The 25,565-nt window shown below is 69.4% G+C and carries 23 protein-coding genes; 14 read left to right on the forward strand and 9 right to left on the reverse strand.

Annotation, left to right across the window (positions count from 1 at the left end):
* Positions 1 to 4 precede the first annotated feature (4 nt).
* Positions 5 to 952, reverse strand: coding sequence for a type IV toxin-antitoxin system AbiEi family antitoxin domain-containing protein (locus ACZ6O0_RS30680; RefSeq protein ID WP_465768492.1), 948 nt, complete (start codon positions 950 to 952; stop codon positions 5 to 7).
* 115 nt (positions 953 to 1,067) lie between these two features.
* Positions 1,068 to 1,517 (reverse strand): HNH endonuclease, encoded by a 450-nt coding sequence (locus ACZ6O0_RS30685; RefSeq protein ID WP_465768493.1) that lies wholly within the window; start codon positions 1,515 to 1,517, stop codon positions 1,068 to 1,070.
* Between the two features lie 145 nt (positions 1,518 to 1,662).
* Here ACZ6O0_RS30685 and ACZ6O0_RS30690 point away from each other — a divergent pair, with 145 nt between their 5' ends.
* The 3 genes from ACZ6O0_RS30690 to ACZ6O0_RS30700 all read left to right on the forward strand — a co-directional run bounded on the left by ACZ6O0_RS30690 (position 1,663) and on the right by ACZ6O0_RS30700 (position 4,211).
* Entirely contained in the window at positions 1,663 to 2,070 is a 408-nt protein-coding gene (locus ACZ6O0_RS30690; protein ID WP_465768494.1) for a DUF3151 domain-containing protein, read from the forward strand.
* 43 nt (positions 2,071 to 2,113) lie between these two features.
* Complete coding sequence (locus ACZ6O0_RS30695; RefSeq protein WP_465768495.1) at positions 2,114 to 2,851, forward strand: 2-phosphosulfolactate phosphatase; 738 nt, start codon at positions 2,114 to 2,116, stop codon at positions 2,849 to 2,851.
* A gap of 154 nt (positions 2,852 to 3,005) precedes the next feature.
* A complete protein-coding gene (locus tag ACZ6O0_RS30700) occupies positions 3,006 to 4,211 on the forward strand; it encodes an MFS transporter (RefSeq protein ID WP_465768496.1) in 1,206 nt (401 codons plus the stop codon).
* On the opposite strand, the gene ACZ6O0_RS30705 is transcribed toward ACZ6O0_RS30700, so the two are convergent.
* The gene (locus tag ACZ6O0_RS30705; RefSeq protein ID WP_465768497.1) at positions 4,198 to 5,019 is read right to left on the reverse strand and encodes a DUF6597 domain-containing transcriptional factor; all 822 of its coding nucleotides are present in this window, start codon (positions 5,017 to 5,019) and stop codon (positions 4,198 to 4,200) included. The genes ACZ6O0_RS30700 and ACZ6O0_RS30705 overlap by 14 nt on opposite strands.
* 57 nt (positions 5,020 to 5,076) lie before the next feature.
* Here ACZ6O0_RS30705 and ACZ6O0_RS30710 point away from each other — a divergent pair, with 57 nt between their 5' ends.
* A complete protein-coding gene (locus ACZ6O0_RS30710; protein WP_465768498.1) occupies positions 5,077 to 5,562 on the forward strand; it encodes a VOC family protein in 486 nt (161 codons plus the stop codon).
* Between the two features lie 310 nt (positions 5,563 to 5,872).
* Positions 5,873 to 7,153, forward strand: a complete 1,281-nt coding sequence (locus ACZ6O0_RS30715; protein ID WP_465768499.1) for an adenylosuccinate synthase — start codon at positions 5,873 to 5,875, stop codon at positions 7,151 to 7,153.
* A gap of 18 nt (positions 7,154 to 7,171) precedes the next feature.
* Here ACZ6O0_RS30715 and ACZ6O0_RS30720 read toward each other — a convergent pair whose 3' ends face one another.
* Positions 7,172 to 9,103 (reverse strand): serine/threonine-protein kinase, encoded by a 1,932-nt coding sequence (locus ACZ6O0_RS30720; RefSeq protein WP_465768500.1) that lies wholly within the window; start codon positions 9,101 to 9,103, stop codon positions 7,172 to 7,174.
* A 120-nt stretch (positions 9,104 to 9,223) separates the two neighbouring features.
* Here ACZ6O0_RS30720 and ACZ6O0_RS30725 point away from each other — a divergent pair, with 120 nt between their 5' ends.
* Positions 9,224 to 9,544 carry a DUF1330 domain-containing protein gene (locus tag ACZ6O0_RS30725; protein ID WP_465768501.1) on the forward strand — a complete coding sequence of 107 codons (321 nt, stop codon included), beginning with the start codon at positions 9,224 to 9,226 and terminating at the stop codon, positions 9,542 to 9,544.
* Positions 9,545 to 9,621: 77 nt separating this feature from the next.
* The gene (locus ACZ6O0_RS30730; protein ID WP_465768502.1) at positions 9,622 to 10,215 is read left to right on the forward strand and encodes a DJ-1/PfpI family protein; all 594 of its coding nucleotides are present in this window, start codon (positions 9,622 to 9,624) and stop codon (positions 10,213 to 10,215) included.
* On the opposite strand, the gene ACZ6O0_RS30735 is transcribed toward ACZ6O0_RS30730, so the two are convergent.
* Positions 10,212 to 11,111 (reverse strand): SAM-dependent methyltransferase, encoded by a 900-nt coding sequence (locus ACZ6O0_RS30735; RefSeq protein WP_465768503.1) that lies wholly within the window; start codon positions 11,109 to 11,111, stop codon positions 10,212 to 10,214. The genes ACZ6O0_RS30730 and ACZ6O0_RS30735 overlap by 4 nt on opposite strands.
* A gap of 52 nt (positions 11,112 to 11,163) precedes the next feature.
* Positions 11,164 to 11,865 (reverse strand): SDR family oxidoreductase, encoded by a 702-nt coding sequence (locus ACZ6O0_RS30740; RefSeq protein ID WP_465768504.1) that lies wholly within the window; start codon positions 11,863 to 11,865, stop codon positions 11,164 to 11,166.
* 87 nt (positions 11,866 to 11,952) lie between these two features.
* Between ACZ6O0_RS30740 and ACZ6O0_RS30745 the strand changes: the two genes are divergently transcribed.
* Positions 11,953 to 12,543, forward strand: a complete 591-nt coding sequence (locus ACZ6O0_RS30745; protein WP_465768505.1) for a TetR/AcrR family transcriptional regulator — start codon at positions 11,953 to 11,955, stop codon at positions 12,541 to 12,543.
* Positions 12,544 to 12,765: 222 nt separating this feature from the next.
* Positions 12,766 to 13,983: an alginate lyase family protein gene (locus ACZ6O0_RS30750; RefSeq protein ID WP_465768506.1), complete on the forward strand. Its 1,218-nt coding sequence runs from the start codon at positions 12,766 to 12,768 to the stop codon at positions 13,981 to 13,983.
* 72 nt (positions 13,984 to 14,055) lie between these two features.
* Here ACZ6O0_RS30750 and ACZ6O0_RS30755 read toward each other — a convergent pair whose 3' ends face one another.
* Entirely contained in the window at positions 14,056 to 14,877 is an 822-nt protein-coding gene (locus ACZ6O0_RS30755) for a siderophore-interacting protein (RefSeq protein WP_465768507.1), read from the reverse strand.
* A 112-nt stretch (positions 14,878 to 14,989) separates the two neighbouring features.
* Between ACZ6O0_RS30755 and ACZ6O0_RS30760 the strand changes: the two genes are divergently transcribed.
* Genes ACZ6O0_RS30760 through ACZ6O0_RS30780 form a run of 5 tightly spaced genes read left to right on the forward strand, consistent with a single transcriptional unit; the run spans position 14,990 to position 24,374 of the window.
* Positions 14,990 to 16,057 carry a FecCD family ABC transporter permease gene (locus ACZ6O0_RS30760; protein ID WP_465768508.1) on the forward strand — a complete coding sequence of 356 codons (1,068 nt, stop codon included), beginning with the start codon at positions 14,990 to 14,992 and terminating at the stop codon, positions 16,055 to 16,057.
* Complete coding sequence (locus ACZ6O0_RS30765) at positions 16,054 to 17,094, forward strand: FecCD family ABC transporter permease (RefSeq protein ID WP_465768509.1); 1,041 nt, start codon at positions 16,054 to 16,056, stop codon at positions 17,092 to 17,094. Before ACZ6O0_RS30760 ends, ACZ6O0_RS30765 begins: the two co-directional genes overlap by 4 nt.
* A 3-nt stretch (positions 17,095 to 17,097) precedes the next feature.
* Positions 17,098 to 18,135, forward strand: a complete 1,038-nt coding sequence (locus tag ACZ6O0_RS30770) for an ABC transporter ATP-binding protein (protein ID WP_465768510.1) — start codon at positions 17,098 to 17,100, stop codon at positions 18,133 to 18,135.
* A 60-nt stretch (positions 18,136 to 18,195) separates the two neighbouring features.
* On the forward strand, positions 18,196 to 19,365 hold the full coding sequence (locus ACZ6O0_RS30775; protein WP_465768511.1) for a M48 family metalloprotease: 1,170 nt from the start codon (positions 18,196 to 18,198) through the stop codon (positions 19,363 to 19,365).
* On the forward strand, positions 19,362 to 24,374 hold the full coding sequence (locus tag ACZ6O0_RS30780) for an AAA domain-containing protein (protein ID WP_465768512.1): 5,013 nt from the start codon (positions 19,362 to 19,364) through the stop codon (positions 24,372 to 24,374). Before ACZ6O0_RS30775 ends, ACZ6O0_RS30780 begins: the two co-directional genes overlap by 4 nt.
* Here ACZ6O0_RS30780 and ACZ6O0_RS30785 read toward each other — a convergent pair.
* Positions 24,326 to 24,964: a DUF2238 domain-containing protein gene (locus ACZ6O0_RS30785; RefSeq protein ID WP_465768513.1), complete on the reverse strand. Its 639-nt coding sequence runs from the start codon at positions 24,962 to 24,964 to the stop codon at positions 24,326 to 24,328. The genes ACZ6O0_RS30780 and ACZ6O0_RS30785 overlap by 49 nt on opposite strands.
* Before the next feature lie 112 nt (positions 24,965 to 25,076).
* Positions 25,077 to 25,448 carry an FKBP-type peptidyl-prolyl cis-trans isomerase gene (locus tag ACZ6O0_RS30790; RefSeq protein WP_465768514.1) on the reverse strand — a complete coding sequence of 124 codons (372 nt, stop codon included), beginning with the start codon at positions 25,446 to 25,448 and terminating at the stop codon, positions 25,077 to 25,079.
* Positions 25,449 to 25,565: the final 117 nt, after the last annotated feature.

The following is a 25,565-nucleotide window of genomic DNA, read 5'->3' on the forward strand; positions in this document are numbered from 1 at the left end:
TCCGTCACATCCGGGCACGGGCGAGGTCGAAGTGCCGGACGGCGGTACGGCGGGATGCCCGGGTGAAGGCGGCCCGGACTCGGTCGATCACGGCCGGTGGGTCGTTGAGGTCGGCCCAGGAGATCCAGCAGCGCTCGACCGGTTGTGGCGCGGACGGATCGGGCATCGGTGCGGGGACCGGCGGCTCGTCGTCCTCCAGCTCGAAGTCGTCGCACCAGAAGGGGAAACGCGGCTCGAACTCCACGATCGTGCGCTCCTCGGAGAACCACAGCGACGTGGTCTCGGGCTCGGCTGAGTCGGAGGTGTCCGCATCTGGAAGCGGTGCAGGGGCCGGAAAGCCAGCTTCGCCGAGGATGAAGCGAAGGCGTGATTCGGCGACCGACGCAGAACTCGTGCACGCGTGGGAGATCACCTCGAGGGCACGCTCGTTCCCGTGGTCGTGGACCGCGCGTCTCAGCGAGCGCCTGGTGACCAGGCCGGCATACAGAGCGGCTTCGGCCAGGACGACGGCGGGCGTGGTGGGCGCGGTGGCGGCGACCTCGGCGATGGCGCGGGCCGGGGAGACCATCCGCAGCTTGTTCCACAGTTGGAGGCCTGGGCCGACTGGATCGCGGATGTGCCGGTGAACGCCACCGACGCAGCCCGAGCGGCCGGCGGACGCGGTCACGTGCACCCCGGACAGGTCGAGGCCCCAGAGCGGTAGGGCATGGAGGGCTGCGGCGGACTGGTGGCTTGCGTAGGTGTTGGAACCGCCGGAGCGGAGGACGCGATACACCTTCCGCAGGTGGAGGACCTGGTCGGTGACGAGGATGAGCGATCGGCGCTCGGCATACGTCCCCGGCCGGATCCGGCGCCAGCCGCCGGTCTCCAGCAGAGAGTCGATGTCGGGATCCGGGTAGCCGCAGGCCCGCGCGTCGGCCCGGGTGAACACGCCGCCCCTGATCGAGGCCATCACGGAAAGTTGAGGGTTCATGCCCTAGAACTTGCCGCGATCAACCCCCACCGGGACCGCCGACTTCAAATCTGTGGAGAACCCGGGGCCTGGAAGAGGGCATAAAAAAGGCTCGTCATCTGTCTATGACGAGCTCGGCGCGGGTTGGTACCCAGGGTTGCCAGAGGAGGGGCATGTCGGCTTCGGACGGGGTCCTGTTGCCTTTCCGCTCATTGCAGGCGGCATGGGCGGCCACGGCGTTCAGCCACTCGGTGCGGCCGCCCCTGGATCTGGGTTGGACGTGGTCCATGGTGTCGGCGTTGTCCAGGCCGCAGTACGCGCAGCGGAACCTGTCCCGACGAAGCACACCGTGTTTGCTGTACTTCATCCGGCCGGCGGCGTAGCGCCAGTGGGTGACGACGTACCGGACCAGGCGCAGAACGCGTGGAACCGGAAAAGGGCCGATGGTCCGCTCTCCGTGCGCCTCTTCCACCACTGCGACCTGGCGGACCAGCATCCGGATGGCGTGCTGGATCGACACGGTGTGCAGCGGCTCGTATGACGCGTTCAGGACTATGACGCTCATCCGGTGCCTCCTTCCGGCCGTAGCTGGGAACCACGGCGGCTATCACGCAGGGTCTCAAGCATCCGTGGCCGGTCGGTGAACGGTCAACGGATTTCGCCAGACGGTCACGTGCCGGTACGGCTGCGTGATCGGCGAAGATGTGCTTATGGAATTGAACAATCTGCTGTCTGGTCCACCCGAGACACTACTCCCCGTCGACCCGGCCGCGGCAGAACTCGCCGCCGGGGCCGCCGCGACCGACGTCGCCGCCAAGTTTCCGACCTCGTCGCTGGCCTGGGGCGTGCTGGCCGAGGCGGCGCTGGCGGACGGGCGCACGATCGAGGCGTACGCCTATGCCCGCACCGGGTACCACCGCGGCCTGGACCTGCTCCGGCGCAACGGCTGGAAGGGTCACGGGCCCGTTCCGTGGGAGCACGAGCCGAACCGCGGGTTCCTGCGCTGCCTGGCCGCGCTGGGCAAGGCGGCCGCCCTGATCGACGAGAAGGACGAGGCCGAGCGCTGCGCCACCTTCCTGCGCGACTCGTCACCCACCGCAGCCGACGTCCTCAGCTGAAACCTGCTTGTCGGGCTGGTGACTCGGCGGCATGATCCGTCGAGTGACCAGCCCCTACGCGCAGGACGGATTCAGAGCCGGCTTCGACTGGGGACCGGTCGGAGCCGGAGCGGTGGGCGGCGACATCGTGGCTGTGGTCGATGTGCTGTCCTTCACCACCGCGGTGACGGTGGCGGCGGACCTCGGCATTGAGGTCTATCCCTATCGGTGGCGCGACGAGACCGCTGCGGCGTACGCCGACCAGTTCGGCGCGACGCTGGCCGTGGGACGATCCGAGGCAGGCGTGAGTCTGTCGCCCGCGACGATTCGGCGGGCGGTCGGAGTCAGCCGTCTGGTACTGCCGTCCCCGAACGGCTCGACGATCGCGAAGCAGCTCAGTGACAGCGGCGCGACGGTGATCGCGGTGTCGCTGCGCAACCGGCTTGCAGCGGCCGAATGGACGAGGAAGCAGCTGGCGGAGCGCCCCGGCGCGAAAGTCGTGGCGATCGCGGCGGGCGAGCGGTGGAAGGACGGCTCGCTCCGGCCGGCGGTTGAGGACCTCTGGGGTGCGGGCGGCTTCCTCAGCGCGCTGCAGTTCGACGATCTGTCCCCGGAGGCCCGGGCCGCGGTAGCGGTGTACGACGCCGTTGCGGACGAGCTGCCGACGAGACTGCACGAGTGCGCAGGTGGCCGTGAGCTCACGCAGTACGGCTTCCCGGAGGATGTGGCGATCGCGGCCGAGGTGGACGAGAGTCGCAGCGTCCCCGTCCTCCGGGACGGTACGATGTTCGTGTCAACCTGAACCACGAGGTTTCTGCCCGTTGACAGAGCCGGCAGGCGGTGCGCGTCCCCGCTTCCTGCCGAACATGGACGGTTGTAGGCGGAACAGGACAGACCGGTGAAGCTGGACGCCCACGGTCGGGTCCCCGCCCCTTCGGGCAGCGGAAGGTCTCACCGTGCCGGCTCTCACCGGACGGATCAGCACGCCCACCAACACCTACGCAGCGGTACTGCGTACGCCCGGGGCGTGGAAGTTCTACCTGGCGGCGGCACCGGCTCGCATCGGTATCGCCATGACCGGCCTCGGCATCGTCTGGCTGGTCCACGGATCCACCGGCTCGTACGCCGCGGCCGGTAGCGTCACCGGTGGCTTCGCAGTCGCCGAGGCACTGGCAGGTCCACAAGTCGCTCGTCTGATCGACCGTTTCGGTCAGACGCGCATGCTGCCGATCACTCTGATCGCGCATGCGGCGGCAGTAGCCGTCTTGATCGGTCTGACTGTCTCGGGCGCACCACTCTGGTCTCTCATCAGCGCAGGCGTCTTGGCGGGCGGATCGCTGCCGCAGTTGGGTGCGCAGACCGCGGCTCGCTGGTCGCATGCACTACGTGGCACGCCGCTGCTTTCGTCGGCCTTCGCCCTGGAGTCGCTGAGCGTCGGCGTCGCCTTCATGGTCGGCCCGGGTCTCGTCGGCACAGTCAGCGCATTGGCCAGCCCGGTAGCAGGCTCAGTGATCGCAACGAGCCTGCTGGTGGCAGGCGGTCTCGTGCTGGCGGTGCAACGCAGTACGGCGCCTCCGCCGGCCAAGCGTGGTCAGCATGAGAGCGCGAGCCGCCTGCTGCACAAGCGTTTCCTCGGTCTGATCGGCGCGAACGTCGGCATCGGGCTGTTCTTCGGCAGCATGCAGGTCTCGGTCACAGCCTTCGCCGTCGCGCGTGGCACACCGGGTCTGGCCGGACCGCTCTACAGCATCACGAGTCTGGTCGGTCTGTTCGCCGGAATCGCCTATGGCGCAAGGCGTTGGCGGACGGCACCGCAGACGCAGCTCGTCATCGTTCTGGCGGGTCTGACCCTGGCCTGCCTGCCATTGATGGCGGCCCACTCCGCATTCACGGCGGCCTTCGCATTGGCCTTGCCCGGCTTGGCAATAGCGCCGTTCCAGACGCTCTCGGCCGTGCTGGCCGAGTCCTCGGTGGAGTCCGCCGTACTGACGCAGGCCTTCACGTGGCTGAACTCGGGAGGTGCGGCCGGGATCGCTTTGGGTGCAGCGTTTGCGGGCCGGGTGGTGGATACGCACAGCGCGCAGTTCGGCTTCCTGGTCGCACTGGGTGCAACCGTCCTGGCCACGGTCATGGCCGTAACCGTCAAGCTCAGCGATAGGTGATCTGACGTTCGGCCGCGGCTCTGGTCGCGTACTCGGCCGGAGTCAGGCCGATCTGCTGCTTGAACTCCTTCGAGAAGTGGGCCTGGTCGAAGTAGCCGAGTGAGGCGGACAGCTCCGCCAGCTCGGCGACTTCGCCCTGCGCCAGGAGCTCCGCGCCGTCGTGCAGCCGGTAGCGACGGAGCACCCACTTCGGCCCGACGCCGACATAGCGGCGGAACAGCCGTTGCAGCGTGCGGATCGGGATGTCGAACTGCTCGGTGATCTGGTCCACCCGCGCCACCGACCGGTCCGCGGACATCGCCGCGACGATCTCCCGGACCAGCTCGTACGACGGATCCGGTGGCGCCAGGTGGTCCCGCAGGAACGCCTCGAACACCGCACGACGCCGTACGTCGGACTCCGCGGCGAACATCAGGTCCGCCAACCGGTCGCCGTCCGGGAAGACCGCGGTCAGCGGCAGCACCTGGTCACGGAAGGACGCGACGTCCAGCCCGGTCACAGCACCGAACCCGCCGGCCCAGAACTTCACCCCGAACGCCCGGCCCCGACCGACCAGCTCGCGCTCGAACTTGCGCGTGCACACCCCGTTCACGAACGCGCCGCCCGGCTGTTCGAAGGTCACGTTGACACTCGGGAACGGCAGCACCTCGGCGGTATAGGGCTCGTCCAGCTCCCACTCGACGATCCAGTACCACTCCACGAACCTGCCCGCCTCGGGGCCGGCGGCGAGCCGGCTCAGGGACCGGTGGCGGGCCTGCTCCCGCGGGTGCAGGATGCCCTTCTCGCTCTCCGGCGGCTGCGCGCTCACCTTCGCTGTCGCTTTCTTACAAGACCGGCCCGGTGGCCAGAAGATTGACTAAGAGTCATGACGACGAACACGGTAAACCCCATCCCCGACGGTTATCACTCGCTGACGCCGTACCTCGCTGTGCCGGACGGCCCGAAGGCGATCGAGTTCTACCAGTCGGTGTTCGGGGCCGAGGTGATCAGCCGGCAGGACATGCCGGACGGGCGGGTAGGGCAGGCGGAGCTGAAGTTCGGGAACTCGATGCTGCAGCTGAGCGACCAGATGCCGCAGATCGGGCTGCGCGCGCCGAACGGTGAGTGGGTGCACTCCTCGCTGGTGCACTACGTGCCGGACGTGGACGCGACGTACGCGAAGGCGGTCGCGGCCGGGGCGAAGCCGGTGGAGGAGGTCCAGACGTTCATGACCGGGGACCGGTTCGGCACGGTGATCGACCCGTTCGGGCACCGCTGGGCGATTCTCACCAAGGTGGAGGACGTGTCCCGCGAGGAGGCCGACCGGCGGGTGAAGGAGTGGCTGGCCTCGAACCCCGAGGGTCTGGACTAGCCCGGGAACGAGGAAGCGGCCCGCCGGAACCGTCCCCTGCGGCAGTTTCGGCGGGCCACTGACTAAGAGTGTGCACGCGATCACGCTAAATGGCAACCCGTCAGTTGATGAAACAGTGACTTGAAGTGATCGTTTCGGCCTTCTGGACAGGGCCGAAACGGTGCCGCCGCGGTCCGGTAGGCTTTGGTCGCAAGAGCCTGGTTTCGTCGCCGGATGAACGTCTGGTGAACGTCTCCGGGCTTCACCGTTTCCAGCGTCGGCAGCCACGGGGTGTGAGGCCGTAGTCCGGCGCGTGAAGAGGAGGGCTGAGATGCCCGCAATCGTGCTCGTCGGCGCCCAGTGGGGCGATGAGGGCAAAGGCAAGGCGACCGATCTGCTCGGCAACACGGGCGAGGTCATCGACTACGTGGTCAAGTTCAACGGCGGCAACAATGCCGGCCACACGGTCGTGATCGGCACCGAGAAGTACGCGCTGCACCTGCTCCCGAGCGGCATCCTGACCCCGGGGGTCACCCCGGTCATCGGCAACGGGGTCGTGGTCGACCTCAGTGTGCTGTTCGAGGAGCTCGACGCGCTCCAGGCCCGCGGGGTCGACACGTCGCGGCTCGTCGTGAGTGCGAGCGCCCACGTCATCCCGCCGTACAACCGGACCCTCGACAAGGTGACCGAGCGGTTCCTCGGCAGCCGCCGGATCGGGACCACGGGCCGTGGCATCGGCCCGACGTACGCCGACAAGATGAACCGGATCGGCATCCGCGTCCAGGACCTGTACGACGAGAAGATCCTCGAGCAGAAGGTGACCGGCGCGCTGGAGCAGAAGAACCAGCTGCTGGTGAAGGTGTACAACCGGCGCGCGGTGGAGATCCGCGAGGTGCTGGACGAGCTGCTCGGGTACGCCGACCGCCTCCGCCCGATGGTCGCCGACACGAGCCTCCTGCTGAACCAGGCGCTGGACGACGGCAAGACGGTTCTGATGGAGGCAGGCCAGGCCACACTGCTCGACGTCGACCACGGGACGTATCCGTTCGTCACGTCGTCCAACGCGATCTCGGCGGGCGCGTGCACCGGCACCGGCATCCCGCCGACCCGGATCGATCGCGTCATGGCCGTGGTGAAGGCGTACACGACCCGTGTCGGCGAAGGCCCGTTCCCGACCGAGTTGCTGGACGCGGACGGCGAGTGGCTGCGGCAGCAGGGCTTCGAGTTCGGGACGACGACCGGCCGGCCACGCCGGTGTGGTTGGTACGACTCGGTCATCGCCCGGTACGCCGCCCGGGTGAACGGCGTCTCCGACTTCGTCCTCACCAAGCTCGACACCCTGACCGGCCGCGAGAAGATCCCGGTCTGCGTCGCGTACGACGTGAGCGGTGTCCGGCACGACGAGATGCCGATGACCCAGACCGACTTCCACCACGCGGTCCCGGTCTACGAGGAGTTCGACGGCTGGTCCGACGACATCACCGGCTGCCGGACGTTCGACGACCTCCCGAAGGAGGCCCAGTCGTACGTGCGTGCCGTCGAGTCCCTCAGCGGCGCCCGGATCTCCGCCATCGGCGTGGGCCCCGAGCGCAGCCAGATCGTCCAGCTCTGACGTCCGCCGGACTCCCCGTCATCGCCCGATGATGGGGAGGTCCCGGATGAACGGGGCGTCCCGGAGATCGCTGAGCGTCGGACGGTCGATGGCCGGAGCTTCGATCGGGTTGCGCGCCCAGGCGGCACCCTCGCCCTGCGTCGCCTGGTAGAAGGTGAAGCCGCCGACGGCCAGGAGCACGGCGGCCAGGACGGCTGAGACCCACTGCGGCCGGAACGTGTTGCGGGCCGCGATGTGAGCGCCGCGGCGGAGTGAGCTGCCGCCAGGACCCCACCAGGCGGTGAAGAGTGCGACCAGGGCCGCGCTACCGAAGCCAACCGCCGACAGTGGCTGCCATTCGAGGCCATAAGCAGTCGCAGCGACAGCGGTGACGATTCCACCGATCACAACGCCCATGAGCAGCGGCAGGATCAGGCAGGGCAACGTGATCAGTGCCGCGGTGACGAGCTGCAGTGGGCTGGAAGCTGCGACAACCACGCCGTCCGAACGCCCGGAGCGACCACGGATCTGACGGCGACGCATCAGCGCGGTGCTGGTCCGGTCGGCCGTGCGAGCGACCACCAGCAGCACGATGGCGATGGCGGTACCGAAGCCGGGGTTGAGAGCGGTCAGGCCGGTCAGCGCCACCATGAACCCGACAACCAGCAGTGTCCTGCGACCGGTCGGCGGAGCCTTCGGCGGTTTCTCCGGGTGGCCGCCACCGGGCTGCTGCTGCGGCTGGACGGGCTGCTGATACGGCGAGGGACTCTGCTGATATGGCGAAGGACTCGGCTGTTGATAAGGCGCGGGCTGATACGGGTACGGCGCAACCGGCTGCGGACCACTCTGGTACGGCAGGGGCATCGCGGCGGGCGCAGCGGCAACCGGTGCCGGACTGTACGTCGCGGGATGCACCGGCGCAGCAGCGACAGGCTTCTTCGCCGCAGCCTCGCGGAGCTTGTCCCGGAGCGGACTGAACGCCGACAACGGCGGAATGACCGATGGCACCATCTGGGCGACGTCAGTGGGCGAGGGCTCATCCGACGGCAGTTCGCGTGTCATCAGTGCGGTCGGCGGGTGAAGCTGCAGCGTCGCCGGCACGGCGACCACCCTCGGGGTCTCGCGGGGCGGCAGTGCGTCGCGGCCCTCGGCGTACCGGTTGAGGCCGGTCATGATCTCGTCCTGGGTCGGACGGTCGCTCTTGCCGGGTGAGAGGGCCGCTGCGAGGAGCGGCTTCAGTCGCGGGTCCAAGCCCTCTAGGTCGGCCTGCCCGGTGTGCACCCGGTGCAGCACCGCTTCGAACGGACCCTTGCCGAACGGCCGGCGTCCGGTGGCCGCGAACGCCACGGTGGCGGCCCAGCCCCACCAGTCTGCCGACTCCGACACGGTCTCGCCCTCGATGAGTTCAGGCGCCAGATAGCCCGGCGTACCGATCACGAGACCGGTCTGCGTGAGGCGGAGGTCGTCAGCGGCCTGGGCGATGCCGAAGTCGATCATCACCGGTTTGCCGTTCAGCATCATCACGTTGCCCGGCTTGAGGTCGCGGTGGATCACTCCGGCCAGGTGGATCGCCTGCAGCGACTCCGCCAGGCATCCGGCCAGTGGCAGCCACTTGCGCGGGGTCAGTGGCCCGCGTTCGTCCACCTGCTCGTCCAGCGGCCGTCCTGGGACGAATCGAGTCACCAGGTAGGGCTGCTCGCCTTCCAGGTCGTGGTCGAGGATGCCGGCCACACCGGGGTGGCTCACCTTCTGCAGTGTGGTCGCTTCGCGCTGCAACCGGGCGCGTGCGATCGGGTCGTGGGCGACGTGCGGGCGCAGCACCTTGAGCGCGACCTCTTGGCGCTCCGGTCCTTCGGCCAGGTAGACGACACCCATGCCGCCCTGTCCGAGCCGCCGGATCAACCGGTACGGCCCGACCCGCTCCTCCGCCTCCTCGACCGGCGTAGAAGGCGGTCCCCCTGTGACTGACATGCCATCTACGGTACGTCGGCAGCAGACCAAGCTGCCCTGATGACGTCCGAGGTAATCGTCTGAACTCACGCCGTGCCGGAGTCTGGTCGCACGACAACGACAACGGATGGGGAAACTCTCATGAAGCACTACGCGATCGCCTACCTGCGCAACGTCCGGATGGGCGCGGACATCGTCGAGTACCTGGAGCGCATCGACGCGACGCTGGCGCCGTACGACGGCCACTTCATCGTGCACGGGGCACAGCCGGAGCCGATCGAGGGCGAGTGGGAAGGTGCGCCGATCGTGATCGAGTTCCCCGACCGCGATCACCTGTACGGCTGGTACGAGTCGGCGGCGTACCGGGAGATCCTGCCGCTGCGCACGGAGAACTCCGACGGCGTGGTGATCTTCGTCGAGGGCGTCGACCGGACCCACCAGGCCACCGACGTCCTGGTCTGATCGCACTGGCCAGATCTTCGCGAAGGGCGGCGTTGTGGCCACTGGTTCAGACCGCTGCCGGCCGATTGGGTGGAGTCATGCGAATCGAGATGCTGGTGTTCGACGGTGCGGACGAGATGGACGTGATGGGTCCGTTCGAGGTCTGGAGTCACGCGGCGCGACGGCCGGACTTCGAGCTCGCGCTGGTCGGTCTGGACGGCCCGGCCGAGGTGACCGGGTTGCACGGCCTGCAGTTCAAGGCACCTGAAGGACTCGGTACGCCGGACGCCCTCTTCGTCCCGGGTGGCGGCTGGATGAACCGCGCCGAGAAGGGCTCGTGGGCCGAGGCGCGCCGCGGCGTGATGACGGCCCGGATCGCCGAGCTGGCCCCCGGGCTCGCGTGGATCAGCTCGGTCTGCACGGGCGCGATGCTGCTCGCCGAGGCGGGCTTGGTGAAGGGCCGCCCGGCCACCACGAACCGCGGTGCCTGGGCCGAGCTCGAAGCGTTCGGCGCCGACCTGAAGACCAACCGCGTGGTCGACGACGGGACCCTGATCACCGCCGGCGGAGTCACGTCCGGGATCGATCTCGCCCTGCACATCGTCGAGCGGGAGTCTGGAGCCGAGGTCGCCGACGGGATCGCCGGCGCGATGGAATACACCCGTGACCGGGACGTCTATGTAGGCAGCTAGTTCACCCGGCGCAGCAGTACGCCCCGGCTGCCGCGCTTGCGCAGGAACGCGGGTCCGCCGGCCAGCGGTTCGAGCCGGGGCGGGACGAGCTCGACCTCGTCCTCGACCGACCACGCGGACGGCCAGGTCCGCTGGGCGAGCTCACCGGGCTCGAGCGCGACGAACAGCCGGTCGGTGGGGAACCGCTCGAGCAGCATCAGGTCCTGGCCGTAGTACAGCAACTCGATCAGCAGGTACGCCGATCCCGTCAGCCGGGCCGTGGTCGCAAGATCCTCGAAGCTGTGTGGATGGATCCGAACGTCACCGGCGACGTTCGTCCTGAGCCGATCCAATGCCACCGCGTCGGGCTCGGTCGCGTCGACGCCGTACCCGTCGGCCAGCAGGCGCCGCGTCAACGCTCCCTCGTGGGCGCCGATCTCGATCACCCGCCCCGCCGCCGGGTCCAGATGCCGCCGGACCCACGCGACCGTCGCGTCGAGCCGCTCCTGCTCGTACGGCGACGCCGTCGGCGGCACGAGCTCGAGTACGACGTCAGCCGGCGGGTCGGCCGGGTGCCGCACGGGAGCCTGGATCACCGAGATCAGGCCCTGGCCCCAGCGGCCCCGGGCATCGGACGGATGGTGGGTCCACACGGTGAACGGTGTGCTGCCGGTCTCCCGCGTGATCGCGGCGGCCGCGGACTCGGCGGAGAACGGCCGGTCGCCTTCGCCGGTGGTGGCGCGCAACGCGGCGATCGCGGCCAGCCGGCCGGCGAGCGGGACCCCGGCGGGGAGTTTCAGATAGGTCCCACGCTCGGCGGCGACGAGGTGCACCTCGCGGCCGTGCGCCGGGTCGAGGACGGACAGGAAATCGGTGACGGCATCTTCCGGGCGGGTAACGGCAAGGACATCGATCATCCCCGGCCATTTTACGCAAAATCCCTACCGAAAGATGGCGGCCGGGTGTCGGTCAGTTGGCCAGCTCGGGGTAGAGGACGGCGAGGTCCTGCGAGACGGCGGCCTTGGCGCCGCGGGCGGTGTCGTCGGCGAGCACCTCGTGTGCGCCGGCCTCGATGCCGTCGAGAGCCTGCTTGGCGATGTCCTCCGGCCGGGACTTCGGAGCCGTGACCGCCGCAGTCATGTCGGTGTCGACGTACCCCATGTGCAGGCCCGTGACGCCGATGCCGCGGTCCAGCAGCTCGAGCCGGATCGCGTTGGTCTGCAGCCAGAACGCGGCCTTGGTGGCGGAGTACGCGCCGTGCCGTGCGACCCAGGACAGGGCCGAGTGGGCGTTGAGGATGTGGCCGCCGCCGTTGCGCTCGATGATCGGCACGAAGGCCCGGGTCAGCTCGAGCGGGCCGAAGAAGTTGGCGTCGAAGACCGCGCGGATCTCGTCGACCGGTGCGTCCAGGTAGGTGTCCGGGGAGCTGGCGCCGGCGTTGTTGATCAGGACCGTGACGTCGGGCGCGGCCGCGGCCAGCGCGTCGATCGAGGCCTGGTCGGTGATCTCCAGCGGCAGCGGGACCACGCGGGGGTCGGTGCTCGGCTGCGGGGTACGCGCGGTCGCGTAGACCTTGGCGACGCCCCGGTCGAGCAGGTCGTCGACGAGCGCCTTGCCGATCCCGCGCTGTCCGCCGGTGACCAGGACGACGGCGCCGGTGAGTGTGGGCATCTGAAACTCCTTGGTGGGAACCGATCTGTTTCCCCGACTGTAAACCGATCGGTTTCCAAACTCAAATCCAGCCGGTACCCTCGTTCCATGACCACCTCGGCGACACCCCGTGAGCGGCTTCTCGACGCCGCGGGCGAACTCTTCTACCGCGACGGCGTCAACATCGGAGTGGACGCGCTCTGCAAGGCGGCCGGGGTGTCGAAGAAGTCGATGTACCAGCTGTTCCGGTCCAAGGACGAGCTGATCGCGGAGAGCCTGGCCAGCCGCGGACCGGCGTACCAGAGCCTGCTGCAGCCCGGCGCCGAGGACGACCGGCCGCCCCGGGACCGGATCCTCACCGTGTTCGAGCGGCAGGACGGTATGGTTGCTGCGGGCAACTTCCTGGGCTGCCCGTACGTGAGTACGGCGGTGGAGCTGAAGAATCCCGAGCATCCGGGGTCGGTGGTCGCGCGGCACTTCAAGCAGCAGCTGACCGACTTCTTCCACCGCGAGCTGGTGAAGGCGGGTGCCGAGGATCCCGGCACGCTGGCGATCCAGCTGACGATGGTCTTCGACGGCGCGAGCGCGCGGGCGGTCGTCAAGGCGCAACCGCTGGCCGGCATCGGCGTCACCACCGCGGCCGCCCTGCTGGACGCGGCCGGCGTCCGCTCGGGCGAGCTGGCGACCCAGGCGCGCTGATCCCGCTGTCGCAGAAAGTGATCGAGCCGCTCTGCCGTTAGTGGGACAAAGCCTCACTTTGTTCCACTGAGCTGGGAAAACCTCGCGGTCTGTTCCGTTCGAGGCCAGGTGTTGACGCGTTCACCGTCCGTCGTCACACTTTCGCAAAGACCCTGCGCTAGTGCCTCCGGGCACGCGGGGGAGCGCAGTGTCCTACCGCCCCCGAAGACAGGACATCCGCCTATGCGAACCAAACCCCTGCTCCTGGCCACAGCGTGTGCCGCGCTGGTGGCCGGAGCGCTCAGCAGCCCAGCGGTCGCCGCGTCCAGCGCCGGCTCACCGCAGTCCGCCGTACCCGCCGCCGTCGATGCGCCGGCCACGTTCACCCATCCTGGTGTCGGGGTGAGCCGGGCTCAGCTCGACTTCGTCCGGGCCAAGGTGCAGGCCGGTGCGCAGCCGTGGACGAACGCGTTCAACCAGGCCAGGAACAGCTCGTACGCGTCGCTGTCCCGGACGCCGACTCCACGCGCGGTCGTGGAGTGCGGCCCGTACTCGAATCCCAACCTCGGCTGTACGAACGAGCGTGAGGACGCCATCGCGGCGTACACGGACGCACTGCTCTGGTACCTCACGCGTGACGATCGCTACGCCCAGAAGGCGATCCAGTTGATGGACGCGTGGTCGGCGACCATCCAGGACCACACCAACAGCAACGCCCCGCTGCAGACCGCCTGGGCCGCGTCGTCGTGGCCGAAGGCCGCCGAGATCATCAAGCACGTGTACGGCAACTGGCCGAACTCCGGCCGGTTCGCGACCATGCTGCGCAACGTCTACCTGCCCGAGATCATCAACGGCTCGAACTCCAACGGGAACTGGGAGTTGAGCATGACCGAGGCGATCCAGGGCATCGGCGTGTTCCTCGAGGACAAGACCGTGTACGACAAGGCGATCGCGCTCTACCGGGTCCGGGTGCCCGCCTACGTGTACCTGGAGTCCGACGGCGCGCTGCCGAAGACGAAGCCGAGCCAGAACCTCAACACGCGCGACAAGATCGTCGCGTACTGGCAGGGCCAGGGGACGTTCGTGACCGGTCTGACTCAGGAGACCTGTCGCGACTTCACCCACACCGGCTACGGGATCTCGTCGATCTCACACGTGCTGGAGACCTCGCGGATCCAGGGCATCGACCTCTACCCGGAGTTCGGTGAGCGGCTGCGGCAGGCGCTCGGGTTCCAGTCCCGCTGGGAGCGCAACCTCGAGCCGGTGCCGTCCTGGCTGTGCAACGGCACCGTCAACCGGGGCCTCGGCCCGATCACCGAGGTCGGCTTCAACGCGCTGCACACGCGCCTCGGTATCGCGATGTCCAACACCCAGGCGCTCACGGAGTCCCGCCGTCCGGCCGGATCCAACAACCTGTTCGTGGCCTGGGAGACGCTGACCCACGCCGAGAACCCTTCATAACAAGGCTTCCGGTCATAACAAGGCTTCCGGGAGGGCTGGAACTCTGCCCTTCAGCTCTCCCGGAGCACTACTTCAGACCTGGGCTTCGCCGCGCTTCCAGTAGCCCTGGAAGGAGATCGCGGCCTTGGGCATCCCGACCGCGTTGACCAGGTGGCGACGTACCGACTTGATCATCGACGACTCGCCGGCCACCCAGGCGTAGTCGGTGTCGTACGGCAGGTCCGCGGACTTGAGGGCCTCGAGCAACGAGATGCCGCCGGTCGGAGTGATCCAGGTGACGTCGGCGGAGCCGGGGGTCGGCAGCGGCCGGATGTCGCCGGCGTCCGGGACCTCGACGAAGACCGTCGCGTGGACGGCGGCCGGGAGCTGCTCGAGGATCCCGGCGAGCGCCGGCAGCGCGGTCTCGTCGGCGACCAGGACCCGGCGCACGCTGGTGGCCGGCGGCACGTAGTCGACGCCGGAGTGGAGCAGGCCCTTCGTACTGGTGGTGTCGACCGCGAACGGCAGCAGCAGGCCGACCTGGTCGCCCAGCTGCGCCTCGCTGACCCAGGCCGAGGCCGGGCCGTTCACCCCGTGCAGGACGAACTCGACGTCGAGCTCGGCGACCTCGGGGCGCAGCGCGCGGACGGTGTAGGTCCGCATGATGAAACGCTCCTCGACCGGCTGCGCACACCACTCCGGGTACCACTCGGGGCCGGACGGCAGCGTGATCTCGCTGCCGTTGGGCGGCGCGAGCAGCACCTTGATCCGCTGGTCCGGGCCGGCCGTGACCGCCTCGGCGATCCGCGGTGCGACGAACGTCACGCGGCGCAGGTGCGGGCTCAGGTCGTCAACGGCCGCCACGGTGGCGAGGAGCGAGTCGAACACGATCGGCCGTTCGAGCACAGTCGTCATGCTGGTTTCTCCATAAACTACGCAGGGAAGACGCCGGGTGCGGACCCGAGGACGGCCGAGTTATTCTGAAGCGTCTAGAGGTTAGCCTTACCTAAGAGGATCCCAAAGTCCAATGCCCCCGCCCACTGCTGTGGTCGCAGCCGACCCCGAGGTCACCGTCCCGTCGCGCCCCCGGCGTACCCGGCGGGCGACGCTCGTCCTCGGCCTGATCGGCTGTATCGCCGTGCTGGTGCTGGTGACGTTGCTCAGCATCGCGGTCGGGTCGAAGCAGATCCCGCTCCCGACGGTGATCGATGCCCTGCGCCACTACGACGAGGCGAACACCGACCACGTGATCATCCACTCACTGCGGGTGCCACGGACGGTGATCGGCCTCTTGGTCGGCGCCGCGCTGGGCCTGTCGGGCGCGCTGATGCAGGGCGTCACCCGGAACCCGCTGGCCGATCCCGGCATCCTCGGGGTCAACGGTGGCGCCGCGCTGTTCGTTGTCGGCGGCATCTACTGGTTCGGGTTGTCGACGCTGACGGCGTACGTCTGGCTCGCGTTCGCGGGGGCGGCGGTCGCATCGGTCGCGGTCTACATGCTCGGGTCGCTCGGCCGGGAGGGCGTGACGCCGGTCAAGCTGGCGCTCGCCGGGGCGGCGATGACGGCGATGCTCGGGTCGCTCACAACCGCCGTGCTGATCGGTGACGTGGACACCTTCGACCAGTTCCGGTTCTGGTCGGTCGGCTCGTTGGCCGGCCGTGGTTCGGACATCGCCACGCAAGTCGCGCCGTTCATCCTGATCGGGATCGTGCTGGCGCTGGTGTCCGGGCGGGTGCTGAACGCGCTGTCGCTCGGTGACGACGTGGCCAAATCACTCGGCCAGCGGGTCGGACTGGCCCGGTTGTTCGTCGCGGTGGTCGTCGTACTGCTCTGTGGAGCGGCCACGGCAGCGGCGGGACCGATCGCGTTCGTCGGGTTGACGATCCCGCACGTGGCGCGGTTGATCACCGGGCCGGACTACCGGTGGATCCTGGCGTACTCGATGGTGCTGGCGCCGATCCTGCTGCTCGGCTCCGATGTCCTCGGCCGGATCGTCGCGCAGCCCGGTGAGCTGCAGGTCGGCATCGTCACCGCGGTCATCGGCGCGCCGTTCTTCATCGCCCTGGTACGGCGACGGAAGCTGGCCGACCTATGACGACGGCCGAGGCGGTTCAGGTCATCACCCGGGCCCGGGCGGCTCGGCAGGCACGGTCGCTGCTGGTGATCGTCGTACTCGCGGTCATCGTGTTCGTGACCTTCTGCGTCTCTTTGTCGCTCGGCGACTTCAAGATCCCGGTCATCGACGTGGTGAAGACGTTGTTCGGCGGCGGCGACAGGGCGACCGAGTTCATCGTCAACCAGCTTCGGTTGCCGAGGGCACTCACCGGCCTGCTGGTCGGCGCCGCCCTCGGCATGTCCGGCGCGATCTTCCAGAGCATCGCCCGCAACCCGCTGGCCAGCCCGGACATCATCGGTGTCACGTACGGCGCCAGCGCGTTCGCCGTGTTCGCCATCGTCACGCTGGGGATGACCGGGGTCTGGGTATCGGGGTTCGCGATCGTCGGTGCCGTGCTGACCGCGTTCATCATGTACGTGCTGGCCTGGCGGCACGGGGTGTCGAGCTACCGGCTGATCCTGATCGGCATCGGCATCGGCGCGATCGCCACCAGCATCACGTCGTACCTGTTGACCAAGGCACGGGTCGAGATCGCGCAGCAGGCGCTGATCTGGCTGACCGGCAGCCTGAACGGGCGGGACTGGTCGAACGTTCGGTCGCTCACGATCACGCTGGTGGTGCTGGCGCCGCTGACGATGTTCCTCGTGCACCGGCTGCGCATTCTCCAACTCGGCGACGAGACGGCGTACGGGCTGGGGTTGCGGGTGGAGAGCTCGCGGCTGGGGCTGATCGTGATTGCCGTCCTACTGGCCGCGGTGGCGACCGCGGCGGCCGGGCCGATCGGGTTCGTCGCGTTCGTCGCGGCGCCGATCGCGCGCCGGCTGACCAGGTCGCCGGGGCCGGCGATGATCGCGTCCGCGCTGCTCGGCGCGCTGGTGGTGGCGTTGTCGGACCTGATCGCGCAGCACGCGTTCGGCGAGACGCAGTTGCCGGTCGGCGTGGTGACCGGCGTCGTGGGTGCGCCGTACCTGATGTTCCTGCTGGCCCGGGCCAACCGGGTGGGGAGTGGTGGCTGAAAGATGGAGAACCCTGTGGAACACAGCTTGGCTGCCGACGGTCTCGCGGTCGGCTATGACCAGCGGGAGATCATCCACGACCTGTCGGTGCGGATCCCGACCGGGAAGATCACCGTCATCGTCGGCGCCAACGCGTGCGGCAAGTCGACCCTGCTGAAGACGCTCGCCCGGCTGCTCAAGCCCTCGCGCGGGACGGTGCTGCTGGACGGCAAGAGCATCCAGTCGATCCCGACCAGGGAGGTCGCGACGAAGCTCGGGTTGCTGCCGCAGTCCCCGACCGCGCCGGAAGGGATCACGGTCGCGGACCTGGTCGGGCGGGGGCGGTATCCGCGAACCCGCTGGATCCGGCAGTGGACCAAGACCGACGACGAGGCCGTCGCGGCGGCAATGGCCTCCACCAATGTGCTGGAGCTCGCCGACCGGCCGATCGACGAGTTGTCCGGTGGTCAGCGGCAGCGGGTGTGGATCGCGATGGCGCTCGCGCAGGAGACGGACATCCTGCTGCTCGACGAGCCGACGACGTTCCTGGACCTCACGCACCAGTTCGAGGTCCTCGACCTGCTCGTCGACCTGAACAAGTCCGACGAGCGGACGATCGTGCTGGTGCTGCACGACCTCAACCAGGCCTGCCGGTTCGGCGACCACCTGATCGCGATGAAGGACGGCGCGATCGTTGCTGAGGGCAACCCTCGGGAGGTGATCACCGAGCCGGTCGTGCACGACATCTTCGGGCTGGCCGTGAAGGTCGTCCCCGACCCGGTCGCCGGTACGCCGATGGTCGTCCCGATCGGCCGCCACACGGCCCGCACCGACACCGCGGCCGACTCGCCGGATGCCCCGTCCGACGCCGGCTCAGGCACCCCTTCCGACGCTGCCTCGGGCACCCCTTCCGACGCCGCCTCGGGCACCCCTTCCGACGCCGGCTCGGGCACCCCCGCAGGGGCCGGCCTGGGCGGGTCCCCAGGGGCTGCGAACCCCGCGGTCCAGGCGCTGGCCGCGTCCGCCGCGGCCAACGGAGTCTGCCGGCCGACCGACCGCTGACCGATCCGGCGGGGCTTCGGGCCTCGGATTTCGTCGGTCGGGGTGGTTATCGTGGCGGCCATGTTGTCCGTCTTGGGGTATCACCGGGCTGTCCTCGCGGTTGTGCGCCGCCTGGACGAGCGTGCGTGGACCGCGCTCCTGGGCGGACCGGTCGACGAAGTCGGCGACACACTGTTGCGGCACGCGTACCGGTTGGAGGCGGGCGCGCACCCGGTGGTGTTCCGCTCGGGGCAGCGGGCCGCCGAGGCGCTGGAGCTCGACGCGGACATCGACTACTTCCAGGTGAGCGGCGAGCCGAACGCGGCGTACATCCATCAGGCCGGCAAGGCGGTCATCCTCTTCCAGGGAGCGTTGCTCGACCGGCTGGACGAGGACGAGCTGACTGCCGTCATCGGGCATGAGCTCGCACACCGGCTGCTGTGGCTGGACGAGGACGGCGGGTATCTCGCTGTCGACCGGTTGCTCGACGCCGCGGCCGCCGACGCGCGGACCCCGCCGCAGTACCTGGAGACCCATCGCCGCTGGTCTCTCGCGACCGAGCTGTTCGCCGACCGGGGCGCGCTGACCGCGTGCGGCGACCTCTCGACGGCGGTTCGCGCGCTGCTGAAACTGCAGACGGGGTTGAGCAGCGCCGATCCCGAGGCGTATCTCCGGCAGGCCGAAGGGCTCGATCTCAGCGCCGGCAGCCGCGGGACGACGCATCCGGAGGGCGTCGGCCGGGCCTGGGCGTTGAAGTCCTGGCTCGCCGGCGATGACGTCGAGGCGCTCGTCACCGGACCGCTCGACGTGGACGCGCCGGATCTGCTCGACGCAAGTCTGCTCCGGGAGTTGAGCAGCGACTTCGCCGCGTCGATCGCCCATTCCGCCGGCCTGCGGACGGACGCGATCGCCACCGCGGCGGCAGGTTTCGCGGATCCGCCCGGCCCGCTCGGCGTACCGGGTGGCGCGGTGCTGCGGTTCGACGAGCCGCTGGCGGTCCGGCCGGTCGACGGCGCACCGATGCCGCGACCGAGACCGTTGACAGAGGCAACTAAACGTTACCTCTGCTACCTGCTGCTAGATCTCGCCACCACGGATCCGGACGCCGGCGACGACGGCCTGGTCGCCTCGCTCGCGATCGCCCGCCGCTCCGGCCTGACCGGGTACGACGACATCGCCGACGACGAGCTCGGGTGGAGCGACAAGCACCGGGCGAGCCTTGTGCGAGCCGCGGAGGAGATGGTCGGATGAGCGCCGACGACCTGGTCGCACTCGCCGTCTCGCAGGGCGGGCTCGGCAACGACGCTCTGCTGGCGGCCGTGCTGCCGCTGTTCCGCGCGACCGCCGAGGTGCACGAGCGGGGCCTGGTCGCGCCGTTGCGTGGCCTCGACCGGATCACCGTCGACGAGCAGCACCGATTGGGGTTCGCGCCCGAGGACGCCGTCCGGCCGACGATCGTGCGGCGCGAGATCGAGGCCCGGCAGGGCTCGCGGCCGACTGCGGTGGAGGTAGTCGCGCATCGGCAGGCCGAGCTCGATCTCGGTGCGAGCGGCGGCCAGGCGACGACGGTGGTCACCGAGCCGGTCCCCGAGGAGATCACCGCGCCGGTCCACGTGCCCGGCTGGCAGAGCTGGGAGCACGTGGTCGGCCACCACGACCCGCTCACCGACATCTTCAGCCTCGGACAGTTGCTGCTCGCCCTCGGCTGCGGGCTCGACCTGTCCCGGACCTCCGACGTCGCGACCCTGATCGAGGCGCGCGGCAACTTGTACCGGCTCGATCCCGACCTGCACCCGGTGATCGTCTCGGTCGCCGCCCAGATGGCGGAGCCGGACCGGCACCACCGCGCCCAGGACCTGCACTCACTGATCGAACAGCTCGAGAACTACCGCGACCAGCCGCTCGACTTCGACGTCGACGCGATCACCCGCGGCGCGGCCGACCGGCGTACGGCGGTGCTCGGGGCGCTGCGGGACCGGCTGTTCGACCTGTCCCGGCGGAACCGGCTGATCAACTTCCGGCCGACCGCGCAGACGCTGAACGTCACCGAGGTGTCGGTGCCGTTGATGCTCGACGTCCGGACGATCCGCGCGGAGCAGTTGTTCACCTGGCGCGACGACCTCGCCGCCGAGCTCCTCGGCAAGCCGCAGCCCTTGGGCAAGTGGGTCCGGTACGACGAAGCGCCGTACGCCGCGAACACGCTGGACAAGCTGATCGCGACGGCCCGGCGGGACCGGGCGGAGTACGGACAGGACCAACTCCGGCTGGTTCCGGCGTTCCTGCGCTGGCACGACCTGAAGAACGACCGGGACACCCGGCTCGCCTCGCCGCTGGTGCTGGCGAAGGTGGAGCTCGCCAAGAAGCGCGGCGTACGGGACTCGTACACGCTGCGGGTCACCGACCCGATCGCGGAGGTCAACCCGACTCTGCGTCATCACCTGCGCCAGCTCTACGGGATCACGCTGCCGGAGACTGTGGACCTGTCCGAGCCGGGTGCGATCCCGGCGCTGCACGAGCGGCTGGCGAAGGAGATCCAGGCCACCGAGCCGGGCCTGCGACTGCACCTGCGGGAGAAGCCCCGGATCGACCTGGTCCGGCAGCGCGCGATGGTCCGCCTGCGGAGCTACCAGCGACGCAAGCACGGCAATATCGCCTACGAGTTCGGCGGCAAGCACTACGCGTACTCCTATCGCCGGACCGACTACCAGCCGCTCGGTGTGCAGATCTTCCGGACCCAGCTCGCCCGGCAGGAGCTGCCCCTCGGCGTCGCGCTCGGCGCGGAGCCGCGGCGGACGGGCGCGATCGAGACCGACACGTACTCACTCGACACCGAGGGCGGCCCGTACTCGTGGGACGTCGACCTCTGCGCGGTCTCGTTGGCGAACTTCAACTACCGCACGCTCGGCCTGGTCCGCGACTACGACGAGCTGCTCACGACGGGTGCGTCCTGCGCGTCGTTCGACCAACTGTTCTCCGACCGCCCACGGCCGATCAGCAGCGCGCCGCCGGAGCTGCCGATCGCCGACCGGCATCTGGTCGTGCCGGCCGATGGGTCGCAGGTGGCGGCGATCGCGCGGGCGCGACGGGGTGAGAGCTTCGTCATCCAGGGCCCGCCCGGGACAGGTAAGTCGCAGACGATCACCAACATGATCGCGGACTTCGTCGCCCGCGGCCGGCGCGTCCTGTTCGTCTGCCAGAAGCGAGCCGCGCTGGATGTCGTGCACGCGCGCCTCGCGAGCCGCAAGCTGGACGGGCTGTGCGCGCTGATCCACGACTCACAGGCCGACAAGAAGGCCTTCGTCCACGGGCTCCGGGACACGTACGAGGCCTGGATGGCGGCCGAGGACGACCTCGACGAGCTGACCGTACGGCGTGACGAGTTGGTCGCCCGGGTGGACCGGCTGCTCTCCACGGTCGGTGAGTTCGAGGAGCGACTGACTGCCGGCGAGCCGCGGCTGCGGGACGTTGTGAACCGGCTGGCCGAGCTCCGCGACCACCACTACGTGGCGGACGACCTGATCCCCACAGCTGGTGAGTGGTGGTCCGCGCGCTCCGCCGTACGAGCGGTTGCCCGGGAGCTGGCGGCCGCCGACCCGGCCAGCGACGGCGTGCTCGCGCGCAGTCCGCTGGCGTTCGTCGCGTCGGAGCGGTGGGGCGATGCCGATGTGTCCGAGAGCGCGCGTGAGGTCCGGGTCGCGTGGGCGGGAGTGGCCTCGGCTCTGGCCGACGTCGACGCGACGGCACCGGACGACGGGTGGACCGTGCAACAGGTGCGAGTGCTCGCGGAGCTCGGGCGCAAGGTTGCGCCGCTGGCCGCGCGGGACCGGGTGGATGCGATCGATCCGCGGTCTCAGGCGGCGCACGACCTGTCGGCCGCGGGCGCCCGGCGGGAGTGGCTGGTAGCCGCCGATCGGAGCGCGTGGGAGACCGCGGCCGGGTGGCGGGAGCCGCTGACGCCGGCTGACGCGAGGACCGCTCTGAAGGTTGCCCAGAGCAAGGAGGGCGGCCTGTTCTCCTTCTTCAGTGGGGACTGGCGCCGGGTCCGGGGCCTCGTCCGGAGCCGCTTCGACGGTACGACGCGCGCCGTCCGGCCGTCCGTGGTCGAGATCCTCACCGACCTGGTGACCGCGCAGTCCGCGTCGGCTGCCGTGGCCGAGCATGCCGAGCAGACCCGGCGCGACTGGGGTGTCGACGACCCGGTGGTTCTCATCGGTCAGTTGGCCTCGCTGCGGAAGAGTGCTGAGTGGCGTCTCGTCTTGCAGGACGGTGTTCCGGAACAGCTGGCCCGCGTCGCGGATGTGCTCGACGACGCGGAGGAGCCGGCGAGGCGGCTGCTTGCCGCGGAGTACGAGACGCTGACGGTCGACGGTGTGCGTGGGCTGGCGTATCAGCTGGTCGAGGCCGATTCCGTCGTACGAGCTGTTGGTCCGGCCTTGCGGGAGCTGGAGGACGCGCCGGAGTCGGTGCGGACCGCGGTACGACGGCAGTACGCGTCGCCTGACCAGCTCGAGTACGCGGTGTGTGCGGTGGAGTGGGAGCGCGCCCGGGCAGCCGCGCCGCTGCAGCTCACCTCGGCGCGGGTGGACTCGATCGTCGGCGAGCTGAGCGTGGTCTACGACGAGCTGACCGCGTTGAACGCCGAGGTGGTCGTCGCGCAGGTGCGGCGGCGGTTCCTGACCGAGCTGGCGCACTCGGAGCTGAGTGTGACCGGGATGTCGCCGGAGGAGCGGGAGCGGAAGAAGACATTCGCCTCGGGGCGGCGTGAGCTGGAGCACGAGTTCGGCAAAGTGATGCGGTACCGGTCGATCCGGGACCTCGCCTCCGGTGCGCCCGGCGTGGTGGCGTCGCTGCTGCGGCCGGTGTGGCTGATGAGTCCTTCGTCGGTGTCGGACACGTTGCCGCTGACCAGCGCGTTCGACGTGGTGGTGTACGACGAGGCGAGCCAGATCCCTGTCGAGGAAGCGATCCCGGCGCTGCACCGCGCGCCTCAGGTGATCGTCGTCGGGGACCAGATGCAGCTGCCGCCGACGACGTACTTCCGGGTTCGCACGGAGGACAGCGGGTTCGAGGACGATGCGGCCGAGCAGGTCGGGATCGCGCTCACCGAGGACAGCTTCCTCTCGATCAGTGCGCTGCGGCTCGCGGCGACGATGCTCACCTGGCACTACCGGAGCCGTTCGGAGGCGCTGATCTCGTTCAGCAACGCGGCGTTCTATCAGGGCCGGCTCGCGACCGTCCCGGACCGGCTGCCGGCCCAGGCCGCGCCGCCCTGGACCCTGCGGTCCGACTCCCCGGCGGTGTCCGAGGTCTGCGACAGCGTGCTGACCGGCAGCATCACGGCCGTCCGGCTCGTCGACGGCGTCTACGTCCGGCGGACCAACCCGGCCGAGGCGCGGTGGATCGCCGAGCTGGTCCGGGAGCTGCTGACCCGCGAGACCGGGAAGAGCCTGGGCATCGTCGCGTTCTCCGAGGCGCAGCAGGCCGAGATCGAGCGGGCGCTCGACGACCTGGCCGACGCGGATCCGGAGTTCGGCGCACGGTACGACGCCGAGCAGGTGCGGACGCACGGCGAGCAGGACGTCGGGCTGTTCGTGAAGAACCTGGAGAACGTGCAGGGCGACGAGCGCGACATCGTGCTGATGAGCGTCTGCTACGCCGCCGGCCCGGACGGACGGATGCTGATGAACTTCGGCCCGATCAACACCTCCGGTGGCGAGAAGCGCCTGAACGTCATCTTCAGCCGCGCCCGCCACCACATGGTCGTTGTCAGCAGCATCGAACCCGAGGCGATCACCAACACCTACAACGACGGCGCCAACACCCTTCGCCGCTTCCTGGGCTACGCCACGGCCGTGTCTCGTGGAGACTCCGCCACCGCCAAGTCAGCTCTCGTCGCCTACCCGGTGGGCCGGAGCACGCGATCGGCCGCAACCACTTCCGTCGTCGAGCAACTTCGTACGGCGTTGGAGGCCCGTGGCGTGGACGTGGACACCTCGGTCGGAGAGTCCGTGTTCCGGTGCGATCTGGCGTTGAAGCTGCCCGGAGACGACGGGCATCGCCTCGCGGTGCTGGTGGACACGCCGGAGCGAGTCGGCGCGGACACGCTGCTGGAGCGTCTCACCACGCATCCGAGAGCCCTGACGGCAACTGGTTGGCGTGTGCACCACGTTCTCTCCACCGACTGGACTCATGCACCTGACGCTGTCGTCGCTCAGCTCTTGGATGTCCTCGACCGGCCGGTCGACAGCCCGCCGAGTTGATACAGGATCAGGCCGGCCAGGAGGGCGCCCAGGGTGCCGAGGGCCAGGTCGCCGAGCGTGTCGGTGTACGCCGATTCGAGCTCGGGGGAGTTGCGGACGAAGGCGACGTACTCGCCGAGCTCCCAGATGACCGCCGCGGTGGCGCCGAAGCCGAGGGCGACGAAGGCGGTCACGCCGCGGGAGAGGTTGCGTGGGGTGAAAGCGAGCAGGACGCCGGCGGTGAGGAAGCCCCAGAGCAGGAAGTGCATGGCGTCGTCCCACCAGTCGATGGTGTCGAACAGGTTGAGCCGGTTGCCGATCAGGTCGATCAGCCAGGGCAGGGTCATCAGCAGGTCGGCGGTCCAGGGGAAGCTGTCGTGCAGCTTGCTCCGCGTCCGCCCGTAGGCCCACCACCACAGCGGCAGGACCATCGCGCCGATCGGGTAGACGATCAGGCGGGCGGTCGACGCCTTGCCCTTGATCCCGCTCAGGTCCGGCCAGATCAGTGCCGCGAGCAACAAAGCGAGGAGCAGCGCCTTGGCGGCGCAGGCGGCGTACCTGATGAGGTTCGTCCGGGTGGCCGGGACCGTCGTCGCAACCATCGTCGTCATGCCTCCCGGTCAAGACGGCCGCTGGGCGAGGCGGATGAGTACAACTACGCGAAGGACCCCCGCGATGTCCGCCATTGTGGCGGATCGCGGGGGTCCAGGGACAGCGGTGACTTCAACTGACGCTGATCAGGTCCACCACGAAGATGAGGGTCTCGCCGGGCTTGATCGCGCTGCCGGCCCCGCGGTCGCCGTACCCGAGGTGCGGCGGGATGACCAGCTGGCGCCGGCCGCCGACCTTCATCCCCTGCACGCCGGTGTCCCAGCCCTGGATGACCTGGCCGACGCCGAGCTGGAAGGCCAGCGGCGCGCCCCGGTTGTACGACGCGTCGAACTCCTCGCCGGTCGAGTGGGCCACGCCCACATAGTGCACGTTCACCCGCGACCCGGCCTTGGCCTCGTCGCCGTCACCCACGGTGATGTCGGTGATCTCCAGATCCGCCGGCGGCGGGCCCTCCGGAAAGTCGATCTCTGGCTTCTCAGTCATTCCCCCAGCTAAGCAGATCGTCGCTCCGGGGTCGCAAGGTGGTGCACTGAGAGTTCCGGGGAAATGCCGGATGAGAACCTGTTCCGTGCGCCCGGAGCCGGTCTAGGCTCACCGACA

Source organism: Kribbella sp. NPDC048837 (assembly GCF_055586945.1).

Bases quoted from the DNA above. Each gene is read 5' to 3' on its own strand.
- ACZ6O0_RS30680 (WP_465768492.1), bottom strand. From the start codon at position 952: ATGGCCTCGATCAGGGGCGGCGTGTTCACCCGGGCCGACGCGCGGGCC.
- ACZ6O0_RS30685 (WP_465768493.1), bottom strand. From the start codon at position 1,517: ATGAGCGTCATAGTCCTGAACGCGTCATACGAGCCGCTGCACACCGTG.
- ACZ6O0_RS30690 (WP_465768494.1), top strand. From the start codon at position 1,663: ATGGAATTGAACAATCTGCTGTCTGGTCCACCCGAGACACTACTCCCC.
- ACZ6O0_RS30710 (WP_465768498.1), top strand. From the start codon at position 5,077: ATGACGACGAACACGGTAAACCCCATCCCCGACGGTTATCACTCGCTG.
- ACZ6O0_RS30715 (WP_465768499.1), top strand. From the start codon at position 5,873: ATGCCCGCAATCGTGCTCGTCGGCGCCCAGTGGGGCGATGAGGGCAAA.
- ACZ6O0_RS30720 (WP_465768500.1), bottom strand. From the start codon at position 9,103: ATGTCAGTCACAGGGGGACCGCCTTCTACGCCGGTCGAGGAGGCGGAG.
- ACZ6O0_RS30725 (WP_465768501.1), top strand. From the start codon at position 9,224: ATGAAGCACTACGCGATCGCCTACCTGCGCAACGTCCGGATGGGCGCG.
- ACZ6O0_RS30730 (WP_465768502.1), top strand. From the start codon at position 9,622: ATGCGAATCGAGATGCTGGTGTTCGACGGTGCGGACGAGATGGACGTG.
- ACZ6O0_RS30735 (WP_465768503.1), bottom strand. From the start codon at position 11,111: ATGATCGATGTCCTTGCCGTTACCCGCCCGGAAGATGCCGTCACCGAT.
- ACZ6O0_RS30740 (WP_465768504.1), bottom strand. From the start codon at position 11,865: ATGCCCACACTCACCGGCGCCGTCGTCCTGGTCACCGGCGGACAGCGC.
- ACZ6O0_RS30745 (WP_465768505.1), top strand. From the start codon at position 11,953: ATGACCACCTCGGCGACACCCCGTGAGCGGCTTCTCGACGCCGCGGGC.
- ACZ6O0_RS30750 (WP_465768506.1), top strand. From the start codon at position 12,766: ATGCGAACCAAACCCCTGCTCCTGGCCACAGCGTGTGCCGCGCTGGTG.
- ACZ6O0_RS30755 (WP_465768507.1), bottom strand. From the start codon at position 14,877: ATGACGACTGTGCTCGAACGGCCGATCGTGTTCGACTCGCTCCTCGCC.
- ACZ6O0_RS30760 (WP_465768508.1), top strand. From the start codon at position 14,990: ATGCCCCCGCCCACTGCTGTGGTCGCAGCCGACCCCGAGGTCACCGTC.
- ACZ6O0_RS30765 (WP_465768509.1), top strand. From the start codon at position 16,054: ATGACGACGGCCGAGGCGGTTCAGGTCATCACCCGGGCCCGGGCGGCT.
- ACZ6O0_RS30770 (WP_465768510.1), top strand. From the start codon at position 17,098: ATGGAGAACCCTGTGGAACACAGCTTGGCTGCCGACGGTCTCGCGGTC.
- ACZ6O0_RS30775 (WP_465768511.1), top strand. From the start codon at position 18,196: ATGTTGTCCGTCTTGGGGTATCACCGGGCTGTCCTCGCGGTTGTGCGC.
- ACZ6O0_RS30780 (WP_465768512.1), top strand. From the start codon at position 19,362: ATGAGCGCCGACGACCTGGTCGCACTCGCCGTCTCGCAGGGCGGGCTC.
- ACZ6O0_RS30785 (WP_465768513.1), bottom strand. From the start codon at position 24,964: ATGACGACGATGGTTGCGACGACGGTCCCGGCCACCCGGACGAACCTC.
- ACZ6O0_RS30790 (WP_465768514.1), bottom strand. From the start codon at position 25,448: ATGACTGAGAAGCCAGAGATCGACTTTCCGGAGGGCCCGCCGCCGGCG.